Annotated in this window: 14 protein-coding genes; 11 read left to right on the top strand and 3 right to left on the bottom strand. The window is 71.9% G+C overall.

Going from position 1 to position 19553, the window contains the following annotated elements; all coding sequences use genetic code 11:
* Positions 1-252 precede the first annotated feature (252 nt).
* Positions 253-963 carry a response regulator transcription factor gene (locus AB0R04_RS12340; protein ID WP_063351359.1) on the top strand — a complete coding sequence of 237 codons (711 nt, stop codon included), beginning with the start codon at positions 253-255 and terminating at the stop codon, positions 961-963.
* Positions 964-976: 13 nt separating this feature from the next.
* Here the strand turns inward: AB0R04_RS12340 and AB0R04_RS12335 are convergent, their stop codons facing one another.
* Together AB0R04_RS12335 and AB0R04_RS12330 are read right to left on the bottom strand one after the other, a co-directional pair.
* A complete protein-coding gene (locus AB0R04_RS12335; protein WP_363370360.1) occupies positions 977-2203 on the bottom strand; it encodes a crosslink repair DNA glycosylase YcaQ family protein in 1227 nt (408 codons plus the stop codon).
* A 56-nt stretch (positions 2204-2259) separates the two neighbouring features.
* Positions 2260-2841, bottom strand: a complete 582-nt coding sequence (locus tag AB0R04_RS12330; protein ID WP_363370357.1) for a GNAT family N-acetyltransferase — start codon at positions 2839-2841, stop codon at positions 2260-2262.
* 242 nt (positions 2842-3083) lie between these two features.
* On the opposite strand from AB0R04_RS12330, the gene secA reads away from it, so the two are divergent.
* Complete coding sequence (gene secA, locus AB0R04_RS12325; RefSeq protein WP_063349158.1) at positions 3084-5846, top strand: preprotein translocase subunit SecA; 2763 nt, start codon at positions 3084-3086, stop codon at positions 5844-5846.
* Between the two features lie 173 nt (positions 5847-6019).
* Here the strand turns inward: secA and AB0R04_RS12320 are convergent, their stop codons facing one another.
* Positions 6020-6460 (bottom strand): Rv3235 family protein, encoded by a 441-nt coding sequence (locus AB0R04_RS12320; protein ID WP_363370355.1) that lies wholly within the window; start codon positions 6458-6460, stop codon positions 6020-6022.
* A 360-nt stretch (positions 6461-6820) separates the two neighbouring features.
* Between AB0R04_RS12320 and AB0R04_RS12315 the strand changes: the two genes are divergently transcribed.
* From AB0R04_RS12315 to AB0R04_RS12275, 9 genes are all read left to right on the top strand, one after another.
* Positions 6821-8029, top strand: a complete 1209-nt coding sequence (locus tag AB0R04_RS12315; protein ID WP_363370353.1) for a patatin-like phospholipase family protein — start codon at positions 6821-6823, stop codon at positions 8027-8029.
* A 90-nt stretch (positions 8030-8119) separates the two neighbouring features.
* Positions 8120-8629, top strand: coding sequence for a hypothetical protein (locus tag AB0R04_RS12310; protein WP_363370351.1), 510 nt, complete (start codon positions 8120-8122; stop codon positions 8627-8629).
* Between the two features lie 85 nt (positions 8630-8714).
* A complete protein-coding gene (locus tag AB0R04_RS12305; protein WP_363370349.1) occupies positions 8715-9374 on the top strand; it encodes a haloacid dehalogenase-like hydrolase in 660 nt (219 codons plus the stop codon).
* 151 nt (positions 9375-9525) lie between these two features.
* Complete coding sequence (gene pruA / locus AB0R04_RS12300) at positions 9526-11151, top strand: L-glutamate gamma-semialdehyde dehydrogenase (protein ID WP_063351360.1); 1626 nt, start codon at positions 9526-9528, stop codon at positions 11149-11151.
* A 283-nt stretch (positions 11152-11434) separates the two neighbouring features.
* Positions 11435-16381, top strand: a complete 4947-nt coding sequence (locus tag AB0R04_RS12295; RefSeq protein WP_363370347.1) for an NAD-glutamate dehydrogenase — start codon at positions 11435-11437, stop codon at positions 16379-16381.
* A gap of 431 nt (positions 16382-16812) precedes the next feature.
* Positions 16813-18147 (top strand): ATP-binding protein, encoded by a 1335-nt coding sequence (locus AB0R04_RS12290; RefSeq protein WP_363370345.1) that lies wholly within the window; start codon positions 16813-16815, stop codon positions 18145-18147.
* Positions 18144-18554, top strand: coding sequence for a roadblock/LC7 domain-containing protein (locus AB0R04_RS12285; protein ID WP_363370343.1), 411 nt, complete (start codon positions 18144-18146; stop codon positions 18552-18554). Before AB0R04_RS12290 ends, AB0R04_RS12285 begins: the two co-directional genes overlap by 4 nt.
* Entirely contained in the window at positions 18551-18925 is a 375-nt protein-coding gene (locus AB0R04_RS12280) for a DUF742 domain-containing protein (RefSeq protein WP_350881090.1), read from the top strand. The genes AB0R04_RS12285 and AB0R04_RS12280 overlap by 4 nt, the downstream gene beginning before the upstream one ends.
* Positions 18900-19490, top strand: a complete 591-nt coding sequence (locus AB0R04_RS12275; protein WP_063349167.1) for an ATP/GTP-binding protein — start codon at positions 18900-18902, stop codon at positions 19488-19490. The genes AB0R04_RS12280 and AB0R04_RS12275 overlap by 26 nt, the downstream gene beginning before the upstream one ends.
* The last annotated feature ends 63 nt before the right edge of the window (positions 19491-19553 follow it).

Below are 19553 nucleotides of genomic sequence, written 5' to 3'. Positions count from 1 at the left end.
CGTCCGAAGACAATCCTGGAGGGGTGACCCCGGCGGCCGAGTCCGCCGGGGTCACCGGCGTTTCGGGGCAGGGCGGCTGGAGCGGGAGTCGAGGGCCGGCCCGGTAGGTCACCCGATGCGGAAGGGCGGCGTCGGAGGGTGACCGCAACGGCCGCGCGGCGTGGAATGATTGGCGCACGACGACCCGCGAAGGGGGAGGAGCGGATGGGGGATCACTTCGGGCTGGGGCCCGCTACGGGGCCGGTCACCGGACTGTCACCGGGACCGGAGGAGGAACCCGCGTACGCGCCGCACCGGGGTGAGCCGATCCGCGTGCTGGTGGTGGACGACCACGCGTTGTTCCGCCGGGGGCTGGAGATCGTGCTCGCGGAGGAGCCGGACATCAAGGTCGTCGGCGAGGCCGGCGACGGCGCCGAGGCCGTGCTGAAGGCTGCCGACCTGCTGCCGGACATCATCCTGATGGACGTCCGGATGCCGCGCCGCAGCGGGATCGAGGCCTGCACCGCGATCAAGGACGTGGCACCCAGCACCAAGATCATCATGTTGACGATAAGCGACGAGGAGGCCGACCTCTACGAGGCGATCAAGGCGGGCGCCACCGGCTACCTGCTGAAGGAGATCTCCACCGACGAGGTCGCCACCGCGATCCGTGCGGTCGCCGACGGGCAGTCCCAGATCAGCCCGTCGATGGCGTCCAAGCTGCTCACCGAGTTCAAGTCGATGATCCAGCGCCGCTCCGACGACCGGGACCTGGTGCCCGCACCCCGGCTCACCGACCGGGAGTTGGAGGTGCTCAAGCTGGTGGCGACCGGGATGAACAACCGGGAGATCGCCAAGGAGCTGTTCATCAGCGAGAACACCGTGAAGAACCACGTGCGCAACATCCTGGAGAAGCTCCAACTGCACTCCAGGATGGAGGCCGTGGTGTACGCGATGCGCGAGAAGATCCTCGAAATAGGGTGACCGTGGCTGCGCCCTAGCTCGCGAGGAGTTTCTCGAGGGCCGGGCGCAGCCGCTCGTCCGGCAGGGCCTCGACCCGGACGTCGTCGCAGCCCACCCAGGCGGCCGCCTCGCGCAGGGCCGCCGCCAGCGCCTCGACGTGCCGGGCACCGTGCCCCCGGTCGCCGGACAGTGAGACCTGACGGGCCACCAGGGTGCGCCCCTCCCGGGCCGGGTCGACCCGGCCCACCAGCCGGCCGCCGGCCAGCAGCGGCATCGCGAAGTAGCCGTGCACCCGCTTGTGCTTGGGCGTGTAGGCCTCCAGCCGGTGTGTCATGCCGAAGATCCGCTCGGTGCGTGCGCGGTCCCAGATCAGCGAGTCGAACGGCGAGAGCAGCGTGGTGCGGTGGCGCCCGCGCGGGGCGGTGGCCAGTGCGGCCGGATCGGCCCAGGCCGCCGCCGCCGCGGCGCCGTCCGGGCCCCAGCCGGCCACCTCGACCGGGGCGAGCCCGCAGTCCGCGAGGACCGGGTCCAGCTCCTCGGCGCGCAGCCGGTGGTAGTCCAGCAGGTCGGCCCGGGTGGCCACGCCGAGCGCGGCCCCGGCCTGGGCGACCAGGGTGCGCACGCACTCCCGGTCGGTGCGGTCCTGCCCGAACAGGGCCTCGGGGATGGCCTGTTCGGCCAGTGCGTAGACGCGCTTCCAGCTCCGGCGCTCGGTGCAGACCACGTCGCCGAAGGCCAGCGCCCGCTCCACCGCGATCTTGGTGTCCGACCAGTCCCACCACTCGGCGGTCTTCTTGGCGCCGCCCAGCTCCGTGGAGGTCAACGGGCCCTCGGCGCGCAGCTTGTCGAGTACGTGCCGGTACGTCTCGGGCGTCACCTGGTGGCCCCAGAGGTGGCCGCGCTCGCGGTAGCGGCGGCGCCGGAACGCGAACAGCGGCCACTCCTCGACCGGCAGGATGCAGGCCGCGTGCGACCAGTACTCGAAGCTCGTGCCCGCGCCCCAGTACGCCGCCTCGACGGCCGGACGGCCGACCGCGCCGAGCCGGGCGTACGGCACCAGTTCGTGCGAGCGGGCCAGCACCGAGATGGTGTCCAGCTGGACGGCGCCCAGGTGCCGCAGCACCCCGCGCACCCCGGCCCGGCGGTCCGGCGCGCCGAGCAGGCCCTGGGCGCGAAGGGCGATCCGGCGGGCTTCGTCGGCGCTCAGGACGGTGACGGGCGGCGGGCCGGCGGGGGAGCCGGCGGCAGGCAGGGCGGTCATGTCGGCGAGGGTAGTCCGGGGCACCGACAGCCGGTCGGGGTACGCCGGCGCGGACGTCAGGGGCGGAGGTCCGGGAGGTCCGGGAGGTCCGGGAGGTCCGAGGCGAGCAGCGAGGCGACCCAGGCGTCGTGGAAGGCGCCGCGCTGCTCGGCGTACGAGCGCAGGGTGCCCTCGAACCGGTAGCCGACCTTCTCGGCCACCGCGCGGGAGCCCTCGTTGCCCACGTAGGCCTGCCACTCCAGGCGGCGCAGGCCGAGCTCGACCAGGCCGTGGCGGGCGACCGCGCGGGCGGCCTCGACCGTGTAGCCGCGGCCGCGGAACTCCTTCGTCGCCCACCAGCCGACCTCGGCGGAGCCCGGGTCGCCGTGGCGCAGCACGAGGCCCTGGGTGCCGACCAGGACGTCGGAGCCGTGCTCGAACACGCACCAGATCCGGTTCTCGCCGGTGCGCCAGCCGTGCGCGGCGAGGTCGCGGACGAAGTACTCGGCGTCCTCGCGGCGGTACGGGCTCGGGACGACCGTCCAGCGCTGGATCTCGGCGTCCTGGCAGGCGGCGAAGACGGCGTCGATGTCCGACTCCTGCGGGGCCCGCAGGACGAGGCGGTCGGTGGTGAGGGTGACGGTGCGGGGCTCTTCCATGGGCGGATTATTCCGTAGAAAGAGGAATTCGGGCATCCGAATATCGAGCCAACCCCTCGATCCGCTGACCGGTTTGTCCCGGTGGACGGTGCTATCGGATCAAGTGCTCGCGCGGGTGACACGGGAATACCGTGCTGACGCACCTCCCGGGGCATTGGACTCCTCGCATACGATGGCCCGTGCGGTGGGGTGAACCCGCCGTGCAGTCGTCCAGTGCCAATACAGGCAAGGAGCCCGCCCAAGTGTCCGTCTTCGACAAGATCCTGCGCGCCGGCGAAGGCAAGATCCTTCGCAAGCTGCAGCGGATTGCTGCCCAGGTCAACTCCATCGAAGAGGACTTCGTCAACCTCACCGACGCCGAGCTGCGCGCGCTGACCGACGAGTACAAGCAGCGGCTCGCGGACGGCGAGACCCTGGACGACATCCTCCCCGAGGCGTTCGCCACGGTGCGCGAGGCCGCCAAGCGGGTGCTCGGTCAGCGGCACTACGACGTTCAGCTCATGGGCGGCGCGGCCCTGCACCACGGGTACGTGGCCGAGATGCGCACCGGTGAGGGCAAGACCCTCGTCGGCACCCTGCCCGCGTACCTGAACGCGCTCACCGGCAAGGGCGTCCACCTGATCACCGTCAACGACTACCTCGCCGAGCGCGACTCGGAGTGGATGGGCCGGGTGCACCGCTTCCTCGGCCTCGAAGTCGGTGTGATCCTCGGCAACATGACGCCCGCCGAGCGCAAGCACCAGTACTCGATGGACATCACGTACGGCACGAACAACGAGTTCGGCTTCGACTACCTGCGCGACAACATGGCCTGGTCGAAGGACGAACTCGTCCAGCGCGGTCACAACTTCGCGGTCGTCGACGAGGTCGACTCGATCCTCATCGACGAGGCCCGCACCCCGCTGATCATCTCCGGCCCGGCCGACCAGGCGACCAAGTGGTACGCCGACTTCGCCAAGCTGGTGCTGCGCCTGAAGATCGACCGCGACTACGAGGTCGACGAGAAGAAGCGCACCGTCGGCATCCTGGAGGAGGGCGTCACCCGGGTCGAGGACTACCTCGGCATCGACAACCTCTACGAGTCGGTGAACACCCCGCTGGTCGGCTTCCTGAACAACGCCATCAAGGCGAAGGAGCTGTACCGGGCGGACAAGGACTACGTCGTCATGAACGGCGAGGTCATGATCGTCGACGAGCACACCGGCCGCATCCTGGCCGGCCGCCGCTACAACGAGGGCATGCACCAGGCGATCGAGGCGAAGGAGGGGGTGGAGGTCCAGAACGAGAACCAGACGCTGGCCACCATCACCCTGCAGAACTTCTTCCGCCTGTACGACAAGCTCGCCGGCATGACCGGTACCGGCACCACCGAGGCCGCCGAGTTCCACCAGATCTACAAGCTCGGCGTGGTGCCGATCCCGACGAACAAGAACCCGCTGCGCATCGACCAGCCCGACCTGATCTACAAGTCGGAGCCGGCCAAGTTCGCCGCCGTGGTCGAGGACATCGCCGAGAAGCACGAGAAGGGCCAGCCGGTGCTGGTCGGCACCGTGTCGGTGGAGAAGTCCGAGTACCTGTCGCAGGAGCTGCGCAAGCGCGGCATCCCGCACGAGGTGCTGAACGCCAAGCACCACGAGCGCGAGGCGCAGATCGTCGCGCAGGCGGGCCGCAAGGGCGCCGTGACCGTCGCCACCAACATGGCCGGCCGCGGTACCGACATCATGCTCGGCGGCAACTCCGACCACCTCGCGGCGGCCGAGCTGGCGCAGCGCGGGCTCACCCCGACCGAGACCCCGGAGGAGTACGAGGCCGCGTTCCCCGCCGCCCTGGAGAAGGCCAAGGCCTCGGTCAAGGCGGAGCAGGACGAGGTCAAGGAGGCCGGCGGCCTCTACGTGCTGGGCACCGAGCGGCACGAGTCCCGCCGGATCGACAACCAGCTGCGCGGCCGCTCCGGCCGTCAGGGCGACCCGGGCGAGTCCCGCTTCTACCTGTCGCTGGGCGACGACCTGATGCGCCTGTTCAAGGCCGGCATGGTCGAGCGCGTGCTGTCGATGGCCAACGTGCCCGAGGACGTGCCGATCGAGTCCAAGATGGTCACCCGGGCGATCGCCTCCGCGCAGACCCAGGTCGAGCAGCAGAACTTCGAGATCCGCAAGAACGTCCTCAAGTACGACGAGGTGCTGAACCGCCAGCGCGAGGTCATCTACGGCGAGCGCCGCCGCGTGCTGGAGGGCGAGGACCTGCAGGAGCAGGTCGGCCACTTCATGGACGACACCGTCGAGGCCTACGTCAAGGCGGCCACCGGCGAGGGCTTCGAGGACGACTGGGACCTGGAGAAGCTCTGGACCGCGCTCAAGCAGCTCTACCCGGTCACCCTGGACCTGGAGGAGCTGGAGGAGGAGGCCGGCGGCCCCGCCGCGATGACCTCCGAGTTCCTGGTCAAGGTCGTCCAGGAGGACATCCAGGCGCAGTACGGCGCCCGCGAGGACCAGCTCGGCGCCGAGATCATGCGTGAGCTGGAGCGCCGGGTCGTGCTGTCGGTGCTGGACCGCCGCTGGCGCGAGCACCTCTACGAGATGGACTACCTCCAGGAGGGCATCGGCCTGCGGGCCATGGCGCAGCGCGACCCGCTGATCGAGTACCAGCGCGAGGGCTTCGACATGTTCACCGCGATGATGGAGGGCATCAAGGAGGAGTCCGTCGGCTACCTGTTCAACCTGGAGGTCCAGGTCGAGCAGCAGGTCGAGGAGGTCCCGATCGCGGACGCCGAGGTGCTGCTCGACAAGCTGGAGAAGGACGCCGCCCGCCCGGAGATCAAGGCCAAGGGCCTGGAGGCCCCGAAGCCGCAGCGGCTGCACTACACGGCCCCTTCGGACGAGGTCGGCGGCGGTGTCATCGAGGGCGACTTCGAGGACCTCGGGCCGGAGGACGAGGGCGACGGGCTGACCCGCGCCGAGCGCCGCAAGGCCGCGAAGTCGGCCAAGGGCCGCCGCCGCAAGGGCTGAGCAGGCCGCAGGACGCCGCACAGGGCGCCGCTCCCGGACGGGGGCGGCGCCCTGTGCCGTCCCGGGCCGCCGCGCGGTCGTGGGGGCCGCTGTGGCCGCCCTGGTCGCCGTGACTGCCGTGGCCGCTGCGACTGCGGCCGCCGTGACTGCCCTGGTCGCTGCGACTGCCGTGGTCATCGGGCCTCCACGGCGGTGCACTGCCACTGCCCGGCCTGGCCGCGCTGCTCCAGCCGGAAGGCCACCATGTGGTGCCGCCGGCCGAGGTCGACCCGGACGCAGGCCTCGACCGCGTCGGGCGAGGGCGACCGGTCGTGCACCGGGCCCAGCCGGGGCCGGTCGGCGGCGCCGCCGCGGCGCAGCGCGCCGGCCCGGACCAGGGAGGCGAGCTGCCCGTAGCCGTCCAGGCTGGTGTGCCGCATCAGCTGGCCGGAGGGCCGGGCGCCGGTGAGCACCTCGACCAGCTGGTGGGCGAAGCGGGAGGCCAGCCCCCGGAGGTCGTGGTCGCCCGGGCCGGTGCAGGCGGCGCGGGGGTGGCGCGGGCGGCGCCCGGCCGGGTCGTGGGCGGCGGTCGTGCGCGGCCGGCGGTGCGGGCGGGCGGTGAGCGGTGCGGTCACGGCGGGCTCCTGGGCAAGGTGGTACGGGTGCGGACGGGTCCTTGCTAGCGGTGCGCCGCGTCGGGCGGCAAGGGCTTTTGCCGCCGCCCCCGGAGTGACCGGCAAGTTCACCTATCCGAGTGAATCGATCAGTGCGGTGCCGGGCCCGGCGCGTGGTCGTGCGGTGCTCGATTGACGTGCGTGGCCGGGCCGTACGGCCCGAAAGAGGACGGTTCGATGCGCCGGACCGGGTGGCCCGAATCGCCGCCCCCGTTGCGGCGCCGGGCCGTCGGCGCGCACCATCGGAGCCTGATCGGGAACCGCGCGGAGCGGGACGGGGCCGGGCGGCCACGACCGCACCCACGACGACGGGCGGTCGCGATGACGACACGGGTAGCGGCGGTTCCGGCTCCGGCAGCCGCGGGCAGCGCCCCGCCGACCGGGGACGCACCCCGGCGCGGCCTGGTGCTGGGTGGCGGCGGGATGCTCGGCGCGGCCTGGACGGTCGGCGCGCTCTGTGCCGTCGAGGAGGCCACCGGCTGGCGGCCGGGCCGTGCGGACGTGCTGCTCGGCACCTCGGCGGGCTCGATCCTCGGCGCGATGCTGGCCGGCGGGGTCCGCACCGAGCAACTGCGTGACCACCAGCGCGGCCTGCCGATCACCGACGGCCCGCTGGCCGGGGTGGACTTCGACTACGACACGGCCGCCGGTGGCGCGCTGCCGCCCCGCCCCGGGGCCGGCATCGGCTCGCCCGGCCTGCTGCGGGACGCCGTCCGGCACCCGCGCGAGTACCCGCTGCTGACCATGGTGTCGGCGATGGCGCCGCCCGGCCGCGGTTCGCTGGCCCCGGTCGGCGAGCTGGTGCGCGGCCTGCTCGGCCCGGGCGGCTGGCCGCCGCCGGGCGCCGACGGCGAGGCCGACGCCGGGGCCGGAGCGGCGGCGCTGCGGGTGGCGGCCGTGGACTACCGCAGCGGCCGCCGGGTGGTCTTCGGGGACCCGGACGCCCCGGCGGTCGCGGTCGCCGACGCGGTGATGGCCTCCTGCTCGATCCCCGGCTGGTTCGCGCCGGTGCGGCTGAACGGCTCGGCGTACGTGGACGGCGGCTGCTGGTCCGCCACCAACGCCGACCTGCTGCTCGGCCGCGGCCTGGACGAGGTGTACGTGCTCGCCCCGATGGCCCTGCGGCTGCGCCCCCGTGCCGACCGCACCGACCGTGCCGACCGCACCGACCGCACCGACCGCACCGACCGTGCCGAAGGCGCCGACCGTGCCGAAGGCGCCGACGCCGACGGGGTCGCCGGCACCAGCGGGCTCGCGGGCTCCCTCGCCGCGCTGCGCGAGTGGCGCGCCCGGGACCGCCCGCGCGGCGTGCTGGCCCAGCTGGTCAGCCGCTACCGCCGCGCCGTCACCCGGCAGCTGCTGCGCGAGGCCGTGCTGCTGCGGGCCGAGGGCGTACGGGTGCGGCTGCTCGCGCCGACCCCGGCCGACCTGGCCGTGATGGGCCCGAACATGATGGACCCGGCCCGCCGCGATGCGGTGCTGGAGAGCGCCCTGCACACGTGCGGCGAGGCCCTGCGGGCCGCCTGCTGAGTCGGGCCGAGGTGATCACGCCCGGCCCGGCGGCGCTTATTCTTGGGGCGCTGGAAGCTGTGCCGCTGGACGAACCGGAGAGTGCCACCGATGCGCGTGTACGTGCCCACCACCCTGAACGGCCTGGCGGCGGCGCACCCGGGTGGTGCCCTGGACCAGTCCGCGGCCTACGCCGTGACGCCCGCGCTGCGCGAGTGGTACGTCAGTGACGACCTGGAGGAGCTGGAGTACGCGGCGCTGAACCGGGCCGCGCAGTCCTCCCTGCGGCTGCTGGCCGCCGACCCGGACGCCCCGCGCCGCCGGGTCGTGGTGGCCCTGGACGTGGCCGACTCGGCCGTCCGGCCGTTCCCCGGCGACGAGTACCAGGACCAGGCCTCGCTCGGCCGGGTGGTGTTGGCCGGCCCGCTGCCGCTGGCGAAGGCGGCGGCGGTGCACGCGGACGTCGCCGACGGCGAGGTGGTCGAGGACGTCGCGGCCGCGGTGGCGGCGGTGGCCGCGGCCGACGCGGGCGACCAGGACGCCCAGTTCACCGTGGACGGGGCCGAGGACCACGACCTGCTCTGGTTCGCCACCCAGGAGATCCCCGCGCTGCTGGCCTGAACGGCCGGGCGCACCCGAGCGGAGCAGAGGGGTGCGTGAGCCCCGTCCTACCGGCGTGTCGGTGGTCGGGGCTACCGTTTCGCGCGTGGCTACACACATCGTTTGGGACTGGAACGGCACGCTCTTCCACGACATGGAGGCGGTGCTCGGCGCGAGCAACGCCGCGTTCGCGACCATCGGCGTCGGGCCGATGACCATGCGGGAGTACCGCGAGCAGTACGAGATCCCGATCCCCCGGTTCTACCAGCGGCTGCTCGGCCGGATGCCGTCCCAGGAGGAGTGGCTCCGGCTGGACGAGGCCTTCCACGACCGCTACCGGGAGCTGAGCCCGGCCTGCGGGCTGACGGACGGCGTGCACGAGCTGATGGACGGCTGGCGGGAGGCCGGGCACAGCCAGTCGCTGCTGTCGATGTACGAGCACGAGAAGCTGCTGCCGCTGGTCGACGCCTTCGGCCTGACCGGCCGGTTCCTGCGGGTGGACGGCCGCAGCGGCCCGTCCGGCGGCCAGAAGGCGGAGCAGTTGGCCCGGCACCTGGCCGCGCTCGGCGAGCGGGTGGATCCGGCCCGTACGGTGCTGATCGGCGACGCCGCGGACGACGCCCGGGCGGCCCTGGGCGCGGGTGCGCGCGCGGTGCTCTACACCGGCGGCTCGCACACCCGGGAGAAGCTGGAGCCGCTCGGGGTGCCGGTGGTGGACAGCCTGGCGGAGGCGGTCGAGCTGGCCGGGCGGCTGGGGCGGGGCTGACCGGCCGGGGCGGGCGTGGCGGGCGCCACGTCCGCCGTCCGCGTGTCTGAGCGGGCGGATCGCGCGGCCGCTGGTCAGGCTGGACCAGGGCCTGTCCGGTGGGATCGGGCCCTCCCACCGGAGCAGTCAGCAGGACGGAGTCGCCATGCCGATCGACGCAGTCACCGAGGTGCCCCTCCCGGTCAACGAGCCGGTGCTGGGGTACGCGCCCGGCAGCCCGGAGCGGGGCCGGCTGGTCCGGCGGCTGGACGAGCTGGCGGCCGAGCAGATCCCGTTGCCGATGACCATCGGCGGCGAGCAGCGGTTCGGCGGCGGTGAGCGGATCGACGTGGTCCAGCCGCACCACCACGCCGCCAAGCTGGGGGTGCTCGGCAACGCGACCCGGGAGGACGCCCGCGCGGCGGTGGACTCGGCGCTCGCGGCGGGCCGGCAGTGGCGGTCGCTGTCCTTCGACGACCGGGCGGCGGTCTTCCTGCGGGCCGCCGACCTGCTGGCCGGGCCCTGGCGGGAGACCCTCAACGCGGCCACCATGCTCGGCCAGTCCAAGACCGCGCAGCAGGCCGAGATCGACTCCGCCTGCGAACTGATCGACTTCTGGCGGTTCAACGTCCAGTTCGCCCGGCGGATCCTGGCCGAGCAGCCGATCTCCGCGCCGGGCGTCTGGAACCGGGTGGACCACCGCCCGCTGGAGGGTTTCGTCTACGCGATCACCCCGTTCAACTTCACCGCGATCGCCGGCAACCTGCCGACCGCGCCCGCGCTGATGGGCAACACCGTGGTCTGGAAGCCCGCGCCGACCCAGACCCTGGCCGCGTACTACCTGATGCGGCTGCTGGAGGCGGCCGGTCTGCCGCCCGGGGTGATCAACCTGGTCACCGGCGACGGCGTCCAGCTGTCCGCGGTGGCCCTCGCCGATCCGGCGCTCGCCGGGCTGCACTTCACCGGCTCCACCGCCACCTTCCAGTCGCTCTGGCAGACCATCGGCGCCAACATCGGCGGCTACCGGGCCTACCCGCGGATCGTCGGCGAGACCGGCGGCAAGGACTTCCTGCTGGCCCACCGCTCGGCCGACCCGGCGATCCTGAAGGCGGCGCTGGTCCGTGGCGCGTTCGAGTACCAGGGCCAGAAGTGCTCGGCGCTCTCCCGGGCCTACCTGCCGCGCAGCCTCTGGCAGAAGATCAAGGACGAGCTGCTGGCCGAGGTGGACGCGCTCACGGTGGGCGACGTCACCGACCTCTCCAACTTCATGGGCGCCCTCATCGACCGGCGCGCCTTCGAGAAGAACCGGGACGCCATCGAGCGGGCCAAGGCCGATTCGACGATCGAGCTGGCGGCGGGCGGCCAGTACGACGACGCGATCGGCTGGTTCGTCCGGCCGACCGTGCTGGTCTCCTCCGACTACCGCAACGAGATCTTCCGGACGGAGTACTTCGGCCCGATCCTGGCCGTCCACGTCTACGAGGACGCCCGCTGGGAGGACGTGCTGCGCCGGGTCGACTCCGGCGCCCCGTACGGCCTGACCGGCTCGGTGATCGCGCAGGATCGTTACGCCATCGCCCAGGCGGTGGAGGCGCTGCGGTTCACCGCCGGGAACTTCTACATCAACGACAAGCCGACCGGCGCGGTCGTCGGCCAGCAGCCCTTCGGCGGCGGCCGGGCCTCCGGGACCAACGACAAGGCGGGCGCCGCCCAGAACCTCCTGCGCTGGACCTCGGCCCGCGCGATCAAGGAGACCTTCGTTCCCCCCACGGACCTGCGGTACCCGCACATGGGCTGAGAGTGAACGGGAGGCTCCGGTTTGGACATGGCGTCCAGGACGGACCGATCATCCTGCGAGTTTGCGCCTCCCTGTCCCTGTCCACCTTCGATTGATCCGGTTAGGCTGGCTGGCGTCGTCGGGTGGCTCCGCAGGACGAATCGTCCTACCCATTGCGAAGGAATTTCATGCGCGCCATGAAGCCTTTTCAGTCGGAAGGTGCGGCAGGATTGCGAGTGACCCGTCGGTGTACACCCACACACCACCGAGTCACGCAACGGCGCGCGACAGGAGCCAAGAAGTCATGCAGACCAAGCTGGACGCAGCCAAGGCCGACCTGCTCAAGAAAGCAGCCGCAGCCGCTGAGAACAGCCAGGTGGGGGGAGCGGCGCCGGGGGAAGGTCTGAGCAACGGCGCTCTGACCGCGTACCTGCACCACTACTACCTCCACACCGCGCCCGAGGACCTGGTCGACCGCGACCCGGTCGACGTCTACGGCGCGGCGGCCTCCCACTACCGGCTGGGCCTCAAGCGCCCGCAGGGCACCGCCGAGGTGCGGGTGCACACCCCCTCGGTCGAGGAGAACGCCTGGTCCTGCGGCCACACCGTGGTCGAGGTCGTCACCGACGACATGCCCTTCCTGGTCGACTCCGTCACCAACGAGCTGTCCCGCCAGGACCGCGCCATCCACGTCGTGATCCACCCCCAGCTGGTCGTCCGCCGTGACATCACCGGCAAGCTGCTGGAGATCCTGGACGTCGACGCCTGCTCCCGCAGCCAGGCCGCCGGCGCCGAGTGGCCCGCCGACGCGAGCGTCGAGTCGTGGATGCACATCGAGATCGACCGCGAGACCGACCGCGACGACCTGCGCGCGATCGAGGCCGACCTGCGCCGGGTGCTCGGCGACGTCCGCGAGGTCGTCGAGGACTGGAGCAAGATGCGCGAGAGCGCGCTGCGCCTGGCCGACGAGCTCGCCGAGGAGCCCCCGACCGGCCTGCCCGAGCAGGAGGTCGGCGAGGCCTGGGAGCTGATGCGCTGGCTCGCCGATGACCACTTCACCTTCCTCGGCTACCGCGAGTACGACCTGGTCGGGCACGAGGGCGAGGAGGTCCTGAAGGCCGTCGCCGGGACCGGCCTCGGCATCCTGCGCTCCGACCCGCGCGGCCACGACGACCACCACCACCCGGCCAGCGAGGCCTTCGGCCGCCTCTCCGCGCCGGTCCGCGCCAAGGCCCACGAGAAGAAGCTGCTCGTCCTCACCAAGGCCAACAGCCGCTCCACCGTGCACCGCCCGTCCTACCTGGACTACGTCGGCGTGAAGAAGTTCAACGCCGCCGGCGAGCCGATCGGCGAGCGCCGCTTCCTCGGCCTGTTCTCCTCCGCCGCCTACACCGAGTCGGTCACCCGCATCCCGGTCGTGCGCCGCAAGGTGCAGGAGGTGCTCGAAGGCTCCGGCTTCTCCAGCGAGAGCCACGACGGCCGCGACCTGCTGCAGATCATGGAGACCTTCCCGCGGGACGAGATGTTCCAGACCGCGGCGTCCGAGCTGATCTCCATCGCCACCAGCGTGCTGTACCTCCAGGAGCGCCGTAAGCTGCGGCTCTTCCTGCGCCAGGACGAGTACGGGCGCTACTTCTCCGCGTTCATCTACCTGCCGCGCGACCGCTACACCACCCGGATCCGGCTGCTGCTCACCGACATCCTCAAGGAAGAGCTGAACGGCGCCACCATCGACTACACGGTGTACGCCACCGAGTCGGTGCTGACCCGTCTGCACTTCGTGGTCCGCGTCGCCCCCGGCACCGAACTGCCGCAGCTCACCGACTCCGACATCGAGCGGATCGAGAACCGCCTCGCCGAGGCCGCCCGGTTCTGGATGGACGGCTTCCACGACCAGCTGCACACCGAACTGGGCGAGGAGAAGGCCGCCGAGCTCGGCCACAAGTACGCCAACGCCTTCCCCGACGGCTACCGCGCCGACTTCCCGCCGCGCACCGCCGTCGCCGACATCAAGCAGATCGAGTCGCTGCACGGCGAGGGCGACTTCCGCCTCAACCTGTACCAGCCGGTCGGTGCCGGCGCCGACGAGCGCCGCTTCAAGGTCTACCGGGTCGGCGGCCCGATCTCGCTGACCGAGGTCCTGCCGGTGCTCCAGCGCCTGGGCGTCGAGGTGCTGGACGAGCACCCGTACGCGCTGCGCCGCTCCGACGACACCACCGCGTGGGTGTACGACTTCGGCCTGAAGCTGCGCGAGGCCACCGAGCTCACCGACGAGGCCCGCGAGCGCTTCCAGGAGACCTTCGCCGCCACCTGGACCGGCAAGGCCGAGAACGACGGCTTCAACGAGCTGGTCCTCACCGCCGGGCTGACCTGGCGCCAGGCGACGGTGCTGCGCGCGTACGCCAAGTACCTGCGCCAGGCGGGCTCCACGTTCTCCCAGGACTACATGGAGGACGCGCTCCGCAACAACACCCACACCACCCGGCTGCTGGTCAACCTGTTCGAGGCCCGGCTGAGCCCCAGCCACCAGCAGGGCGCCGCCGAGCTGACCGAGGGCATCCTGGAGGAGCTGTCCGGCGCGCTCGACGAGGTCGTCTCGCTGGACGAGGACCGCATCCTGCGCTCCTTCCTGCACCTCATCACGGCCACCCTGCGGACCAACTTCTTCCAGCACGACGGCTCCGGTGACTGGCACTCCTACGTGTCGATGAAGTTCGACCCGAAGGCCATCCCGGACCTGCCGGCCCCGCGCCCCGCGTTCGAGATCTGGGTGTACTCGCCGCAGGTCGAGGGCGTGCACCTGCGCTTCGGCAAGGTCGCCCGCGGCGGTCTGCGCTGGTCCGACCGGCGCGAGGACTTCCGCACCGAGATCCTCGGCCTGGTCAAGGCGCAGATGGTCAAGAACACCGTCATCGTGCCGGTCGGCGCCAAGGGCGGCTTCGTCGCCAAGCAGCTGCCGGACCCGTCGGTCGACCGGGACGCCTGGCTGGCCGAGGGCATCTCCTCGTACAAGACGTTCATCTCCGCGCTGCTCGACATCACCGACAACCTGGTCGCCGGCGAGGTCGTCCACCCGGCCGACGTCGTCCGCCACGACGAGGACGACACCTACCTCGTCGTCGCCGCCGACAAGGGCACCGCGACCTTCTCCGACATCGCCAACGGCGTCGCCGAGTCCTACGGCTTCTGGCTGGGCGACGCGTTCGCCTCCGGCGGCTCGGCCGGCTACGACCACAAGGGCATGGGCATCACGGCCCGCGGCGCCTGGGAGTCGGTCAAGCGCAACTTCCGCGAACTCGGCGTCGACACCCAGACCGAGGACTTCAAGGTCATCGGCATCGGCGACATGTCCGGCGACGTCTTCGGCAACGGCATGCTGCTCAGCGAGCACATCCGCCTGGTCGCCGCCTTCGACCACCGCCACATCTTCCTCGACCCGAACCCGGACGCCGCCGCCTCCTACGCCGAGCGGCGCCGGCTCTTCGAACTGCCCCGCAGCTCCTGGGACGACTACGACAAGTCGCTGATCTCGTCCGGCGGCGGCGTCTTCCCGCGCACCGCCAAGTCGATCCAGCTCAGCACGCAGGTCCGGGCCGCCCTCGGCGTCCAGGACACCCGGCTCACCCCGGCCGAGCTGATGAAGGCGATCCTCCAGGCGCCGGTCGACCTGTTCTGGAACGGTGGCATCGGCACCTACGTCAAGGCCTCCACCGAGACCAACGCCGAGGTCGGCGACAAGGCCAACGACGCCATCCGCGTCAACGGCGACCAGGTCCGGGCCCGCGTCATCGGCGAGGGCGGCAACCTCGGCTGCACCCAGCTCGGCCGCATCGAGTACGCCGCGGTCGGCGGCCCCGAGAGCGCCGGCGGCTGGATCAACACCGACGCCATCGACAACTCGGCCGGCGTGGACACCTCGGACCACGAGGTCAACATCAAGATCCTGCTCAACCAGGTCGTCACCGACGGCGACATGACGGTCAAGCAGCGCAACGTCCTGCTCGCCGAGATGACCGACGAGGTCGGCCACCTGGTGCTGCGCAACAACTACGCGCAGAACGTGGTGCTGGCCAACGCCGTCGCCCAGGCGCACAGCATGGTCAACGTCCACTCCCGGATGATCAACCGGCTGGAGTCGGCCGGCCAGCTCGACCGGGGCCTGGAGTTCCTGCCCACCGAGCGCCAGATCCGCGAGCGCCAGCAGAACGGCCGCGGCCTCTCGCAGCCCGAGATGTCCGTCCTGCTCGCGTACACCAAGATCACGCTGGCCGACGAGCTGCTCGCCACCGCGCTGCCCGACGACCCGTACTTCCACACCGCGCTGCACGACTACTTCCCGAGCGCGCTGCGGGCCCGGTTCGCCGACGCGATCGACGGCCACGCGCTGCGCCGCGAGATCATCACCACCCTGATCGTCAACGACACGATCAACCGCGGTGGCTGCACCTTCGCCTTCCGGCTGAAGGAGGAGACCGGCGCGACCTACGAGGAGATCGCCCGGACCCACACCGCCGCCCGGGCCGTGTTCGGCCTGGAGGACATCTGGGCCGAGATCGAGGGCCTGGACAACGAGGTCACGGCCCGGGTCCAGACCAAGATGCGGCTGCACTCGCGGCGCCTGGTCGAGCGCGCCACCCGGTGGATGCTCAACAACCGCCGCCAGCCGCTCGACATCGCCGGCACCATCGAGTTCTTCCACGACCGGGTCGACCAGGTCTGGGGCTCGCTGCCCAAGCCGCTGCGCGGTGACGACCTGGTCTGGTTCGAGGCCGTCTACAACGAGCTCGCCTCGGCCGGGGTGCCGGAGGAACTGGCCACCCGGATCGCCGGCCTCTCCTCGACCTTCCCGACGCTGGACATCAGCGAGGTCGCGGACCGCTCCGACAAGGACGTCGCCGAGGTCGCCGAGCTCTACTACGACCTCGCCGACCGCCTCCAGATCACCCACCTGCTCGACCGCATCATCGAGCTGCCCCGCACCGACCGCTGGTCGTCGATGGCCCGGGCCGCGATCCGCGAGGACCTCTTCGCGGCGCACGCGGCGCTGACCGCCGACATCCTCGCCTGCGGCCCCGAGGGCGCCACCCCGGAGGAGCGCTACACGGCCTGGGCGGACCTCAACGCGACCCTGCTGAACCGAGCCAAGAGCACCCTCGACGACATAAGGGGTTCGGACAACTACGAGCTGTCCAGCCTCTCGGTCGCGATGCGCGTCATCCGCACCCTCCTGCGCACGGGCTCCATGCGCTGACGGCCGACTGCACAGCTAGGCGGCGGGCCCGCGTCCACGGACGCGGGCCCGCCGCTTTTCGTTGCCGCCGGCGGGCGGCCGGCGGGCGGCGGATTCCGGACGGTGACGGAGCCGTCACGCTGCGCGCGAGCCGGGGTGCGGCCGGGAAGTGTCCCCGCGATTAACGTCGCGCTACGAAGTCCGCCCATTCCCACCGGAGTTCCCGTCCGGTCGCGAAATTTCGCCCCAACTGCCCTTTTTGGCAGCTGTTCTGACCTACCGGGAGTTGCAGTAGGCTGACCCCGCGATAGGCGTCGCCGCAGGTCCCGTGCCGGAAAGCACCGCGATGTGATGTGACATCAGGTGTCTTTCGGAGGGGGTTCAGGCCGCCAGTCCCATTCGCGCCTTGGGGCCCGGACCGGCTCCACACGGTGCCACCTGAAGAGAGTTTCATGACGTCATTTGTGCAGGAACCCTTTTTCTGGGTCTTCATCGTGGTGATGCTCGCAGCCGTCGGAGCGGCCCTCCAGGCCCGCAGGACGAACCTCGCCCTGCGGAGGCGAAACGTTTCCCTGGAGGAGGCCGGCGCCCTGGCGCAGCGGCAGCGCGACGAGTTCGCCGTGCTGCACGACCAGCTGCGCAGCCAGCACGCGTCCGAGCTGACGGACGTCCGCCGCGACGCCGAGGAGGACACCAAGGCCGTCCTCAAGGCGGCGATGCGGACGCTGCAGGGCTTGGCCGACGAGCAGCAGGTCGTCATCGACAAGGTGCAGCGCAAGTACGGCGACAGCCCGCAGATCCTGGCCGACCTGATGACGATCGACCACACGAACAGCCAGTTCGGCCGACGCGCCCAGGGCATCGCGGTGCTCTGCGGCGGCTGGCTGGGCCGCCGTGAGAGCGTCGCCTCGGTCTACGACGTGGTCCGCAGCGCCCAGGGCCGGATCCGGCACTTCGACCGGGTGCGGATCCACTCCCAGGTCAGCGTCGCGCTCGTCAGCAAGGTCGTCGAGCCCGTCGCCGTCGTGCTGTCCGAGCTGCTCGCCAACGCGACCAACTACTCCGCCCCGGACACCCCGGTGGAGGTCAGCGTCCAGGCCGTCCCCACCGGCGTCTGCCTGATCGTCGACGACGCCGGCCTCGGCATGGGCCAGGAGGAGAAGGACCGCGCGGCGGTGCTCCTGAACCCGGGCGCGCCGATCGGCCTCACCAGCCTGGGCAACCCCCCGAAGTTCGGCTTCGCCGTCTCCGGCATGCTGGCCGCCCGCTACGGCTTCCGGGTCTCCGTCGACTCGGTCTCCCCGTACGGGGGCGTGCGGGCCGTGGTGCTGCTGCCGGCCGAGCTGCTCAGCAGCGAGGTCGCGGCCCCGGCCCCGGCCACCGCCGTGCACGGCGACCACCAGGCCGCGCACGGCGACCACCAGGGCGCGCGCGGCGACTACCAAGGCGTGCACGGCGACTACCAGGCCCCGCCGGCGGAGCAGCCCGCGCCGGCCTGGGCGCAGGCCCCCGGTCAGCGGCTCGTGTCGCTGCCCGAACCGGCGGCGCCGCTGGCCCCGGTGCCGGCGGCGGCGGTGACGGAACCGGAGATGACCGCGGACGGACAGCTGCCCCGCCGCCGCCGCAACCGCCCGGTGTCCGTCCTCCCCTCCCCGCAGGACCCCGGCCGGGCCGAGGCACCGGTGCGGAGCCCCGTCCAGAACACGCCGTCCCGCCTCGGCGCGTTCCAGCGCGGCACGCTGTCCGGGCGCAACACCACGACCACGGAAGGAACCGAGATCCAGTGAGCCGCGATCTTTCCTGGGTACTCAACGACGTACTCCAGGTACCCGGCGCCCGGCACGCCATCCTCGTCTCCGCCGACGGCCTCCTGCTCGAACGGTCCAGCGAGATAGGCCGTGACGAGGCGGAGACCAACGCCGCCGCGATGAGCTCGATGCAGTCGCTGAGCCGCGCGGTCGCCCCGTTCGTCGGCACCGACGGCGCAGGCGCCGGGGTCTGGCGCCAGACCCTGCTGGAGTACGACCACGGCTGGATCTTCCTGATCGCGGCCGGCAGCGGCGCGTACCTGGCCGCCTCCACCGCCCCCGACGTCGACATGGAGGCGATGTCCTTCCGGATGCAGCAGCAGGTCGGCGCGCTCGGACGGGCGATGTCGGCGGCGCCGCGCCAGAGCACGCTCAGCGGCTCATGACGGCCGGCGGCGAGGAACAGCGGGTCACCGGCGGCTTCATCCGCTCCTACGTGATCACCGGTGGGCGCGAGTTACCGAGTGCGGAGGCCCTGTCTCTGATCACCTTGGTCACCGTCGCGCCCGAGCAGGACCTCCCGGCCCTGCCGAGCCCGGAGACCCGGGCGATCTGGGAGCTGTGCTCCGGCGGCTACCTCTCGGTGGCCGAGGTCGCGGCCCGGCTGGAGCTGCCGGTGGGGGTCGTGAGGCTGCTGCTGACGGACCTGATCCATGAGGGACGGTTGCTGTGCCGGTCGGCCCCGCCCCCGGCCCAGGCCCCGGATCCGAGACTTCTAGAGAAGGTACTGCATGGACTTCAACGCCGGTTCGCCTGAGGACATCTATGTCCCGGGCGCGGTGACGACCGCGGTCAAGATCCTGGTCGTGGGGCACTTCGCGGTCGGCAAGACCACGCTCATCGGGGCCTTGTCGGAGATCGCCCCGCTGAGCACCGAGGAGAGCATGACGCAGGCGTCCATCCGCGTCGACGACCTCCGCGGCGTACCGGACAAGAAGACCACGACCGTCGCCCTGGACTTCGGCCGGCTGACACTCGGCGACGACCTGGTGCTGTACCTGTTCGGCACGCCGGGGCAGCAACGGTTCATGCAGCTCTGGGAGGACATGGCGCGGGGCGCGCTGGGCGCGCTGCTGCTGGCCGACCCGACCCGCCTCGCGGACACCTTCCCCGTCATCGACCTGATCGAGCAGTACGGCCTGGAGTACGCCGTGGCGGTCAACAGCTTCGACCGGCAGGACGAGTACACCGAGGACCAGCTGCGCGAGGCACTCGACCTGCTGCCGCACACCCCGGTGGTGTTCTGCGACGCGCGGGACCAGCGCTCCTCGGCCGACGCCCTGCTGACGCTCGTCCGGCACCTGCTCGCCCGCGCCTCCTGACCTCCCCCGCGCCTCCCTCCCCGCACGCCTCCCGGGTCCGCACCCGCCCGGGGCCACCTCCAA

Origin of the sequence: Kitasatospora sp. NPDC056731 (assembly GCF_040687675.1) — a bacterium.
GTDB lineage: Bacteria > Actinomycetota > Actinomycetes > Streptomycetales > Streptomycetaceae > Kitasatospora.
This window is presented reverse-complemented; position numbering and strand designations above follow the sequence as displayed.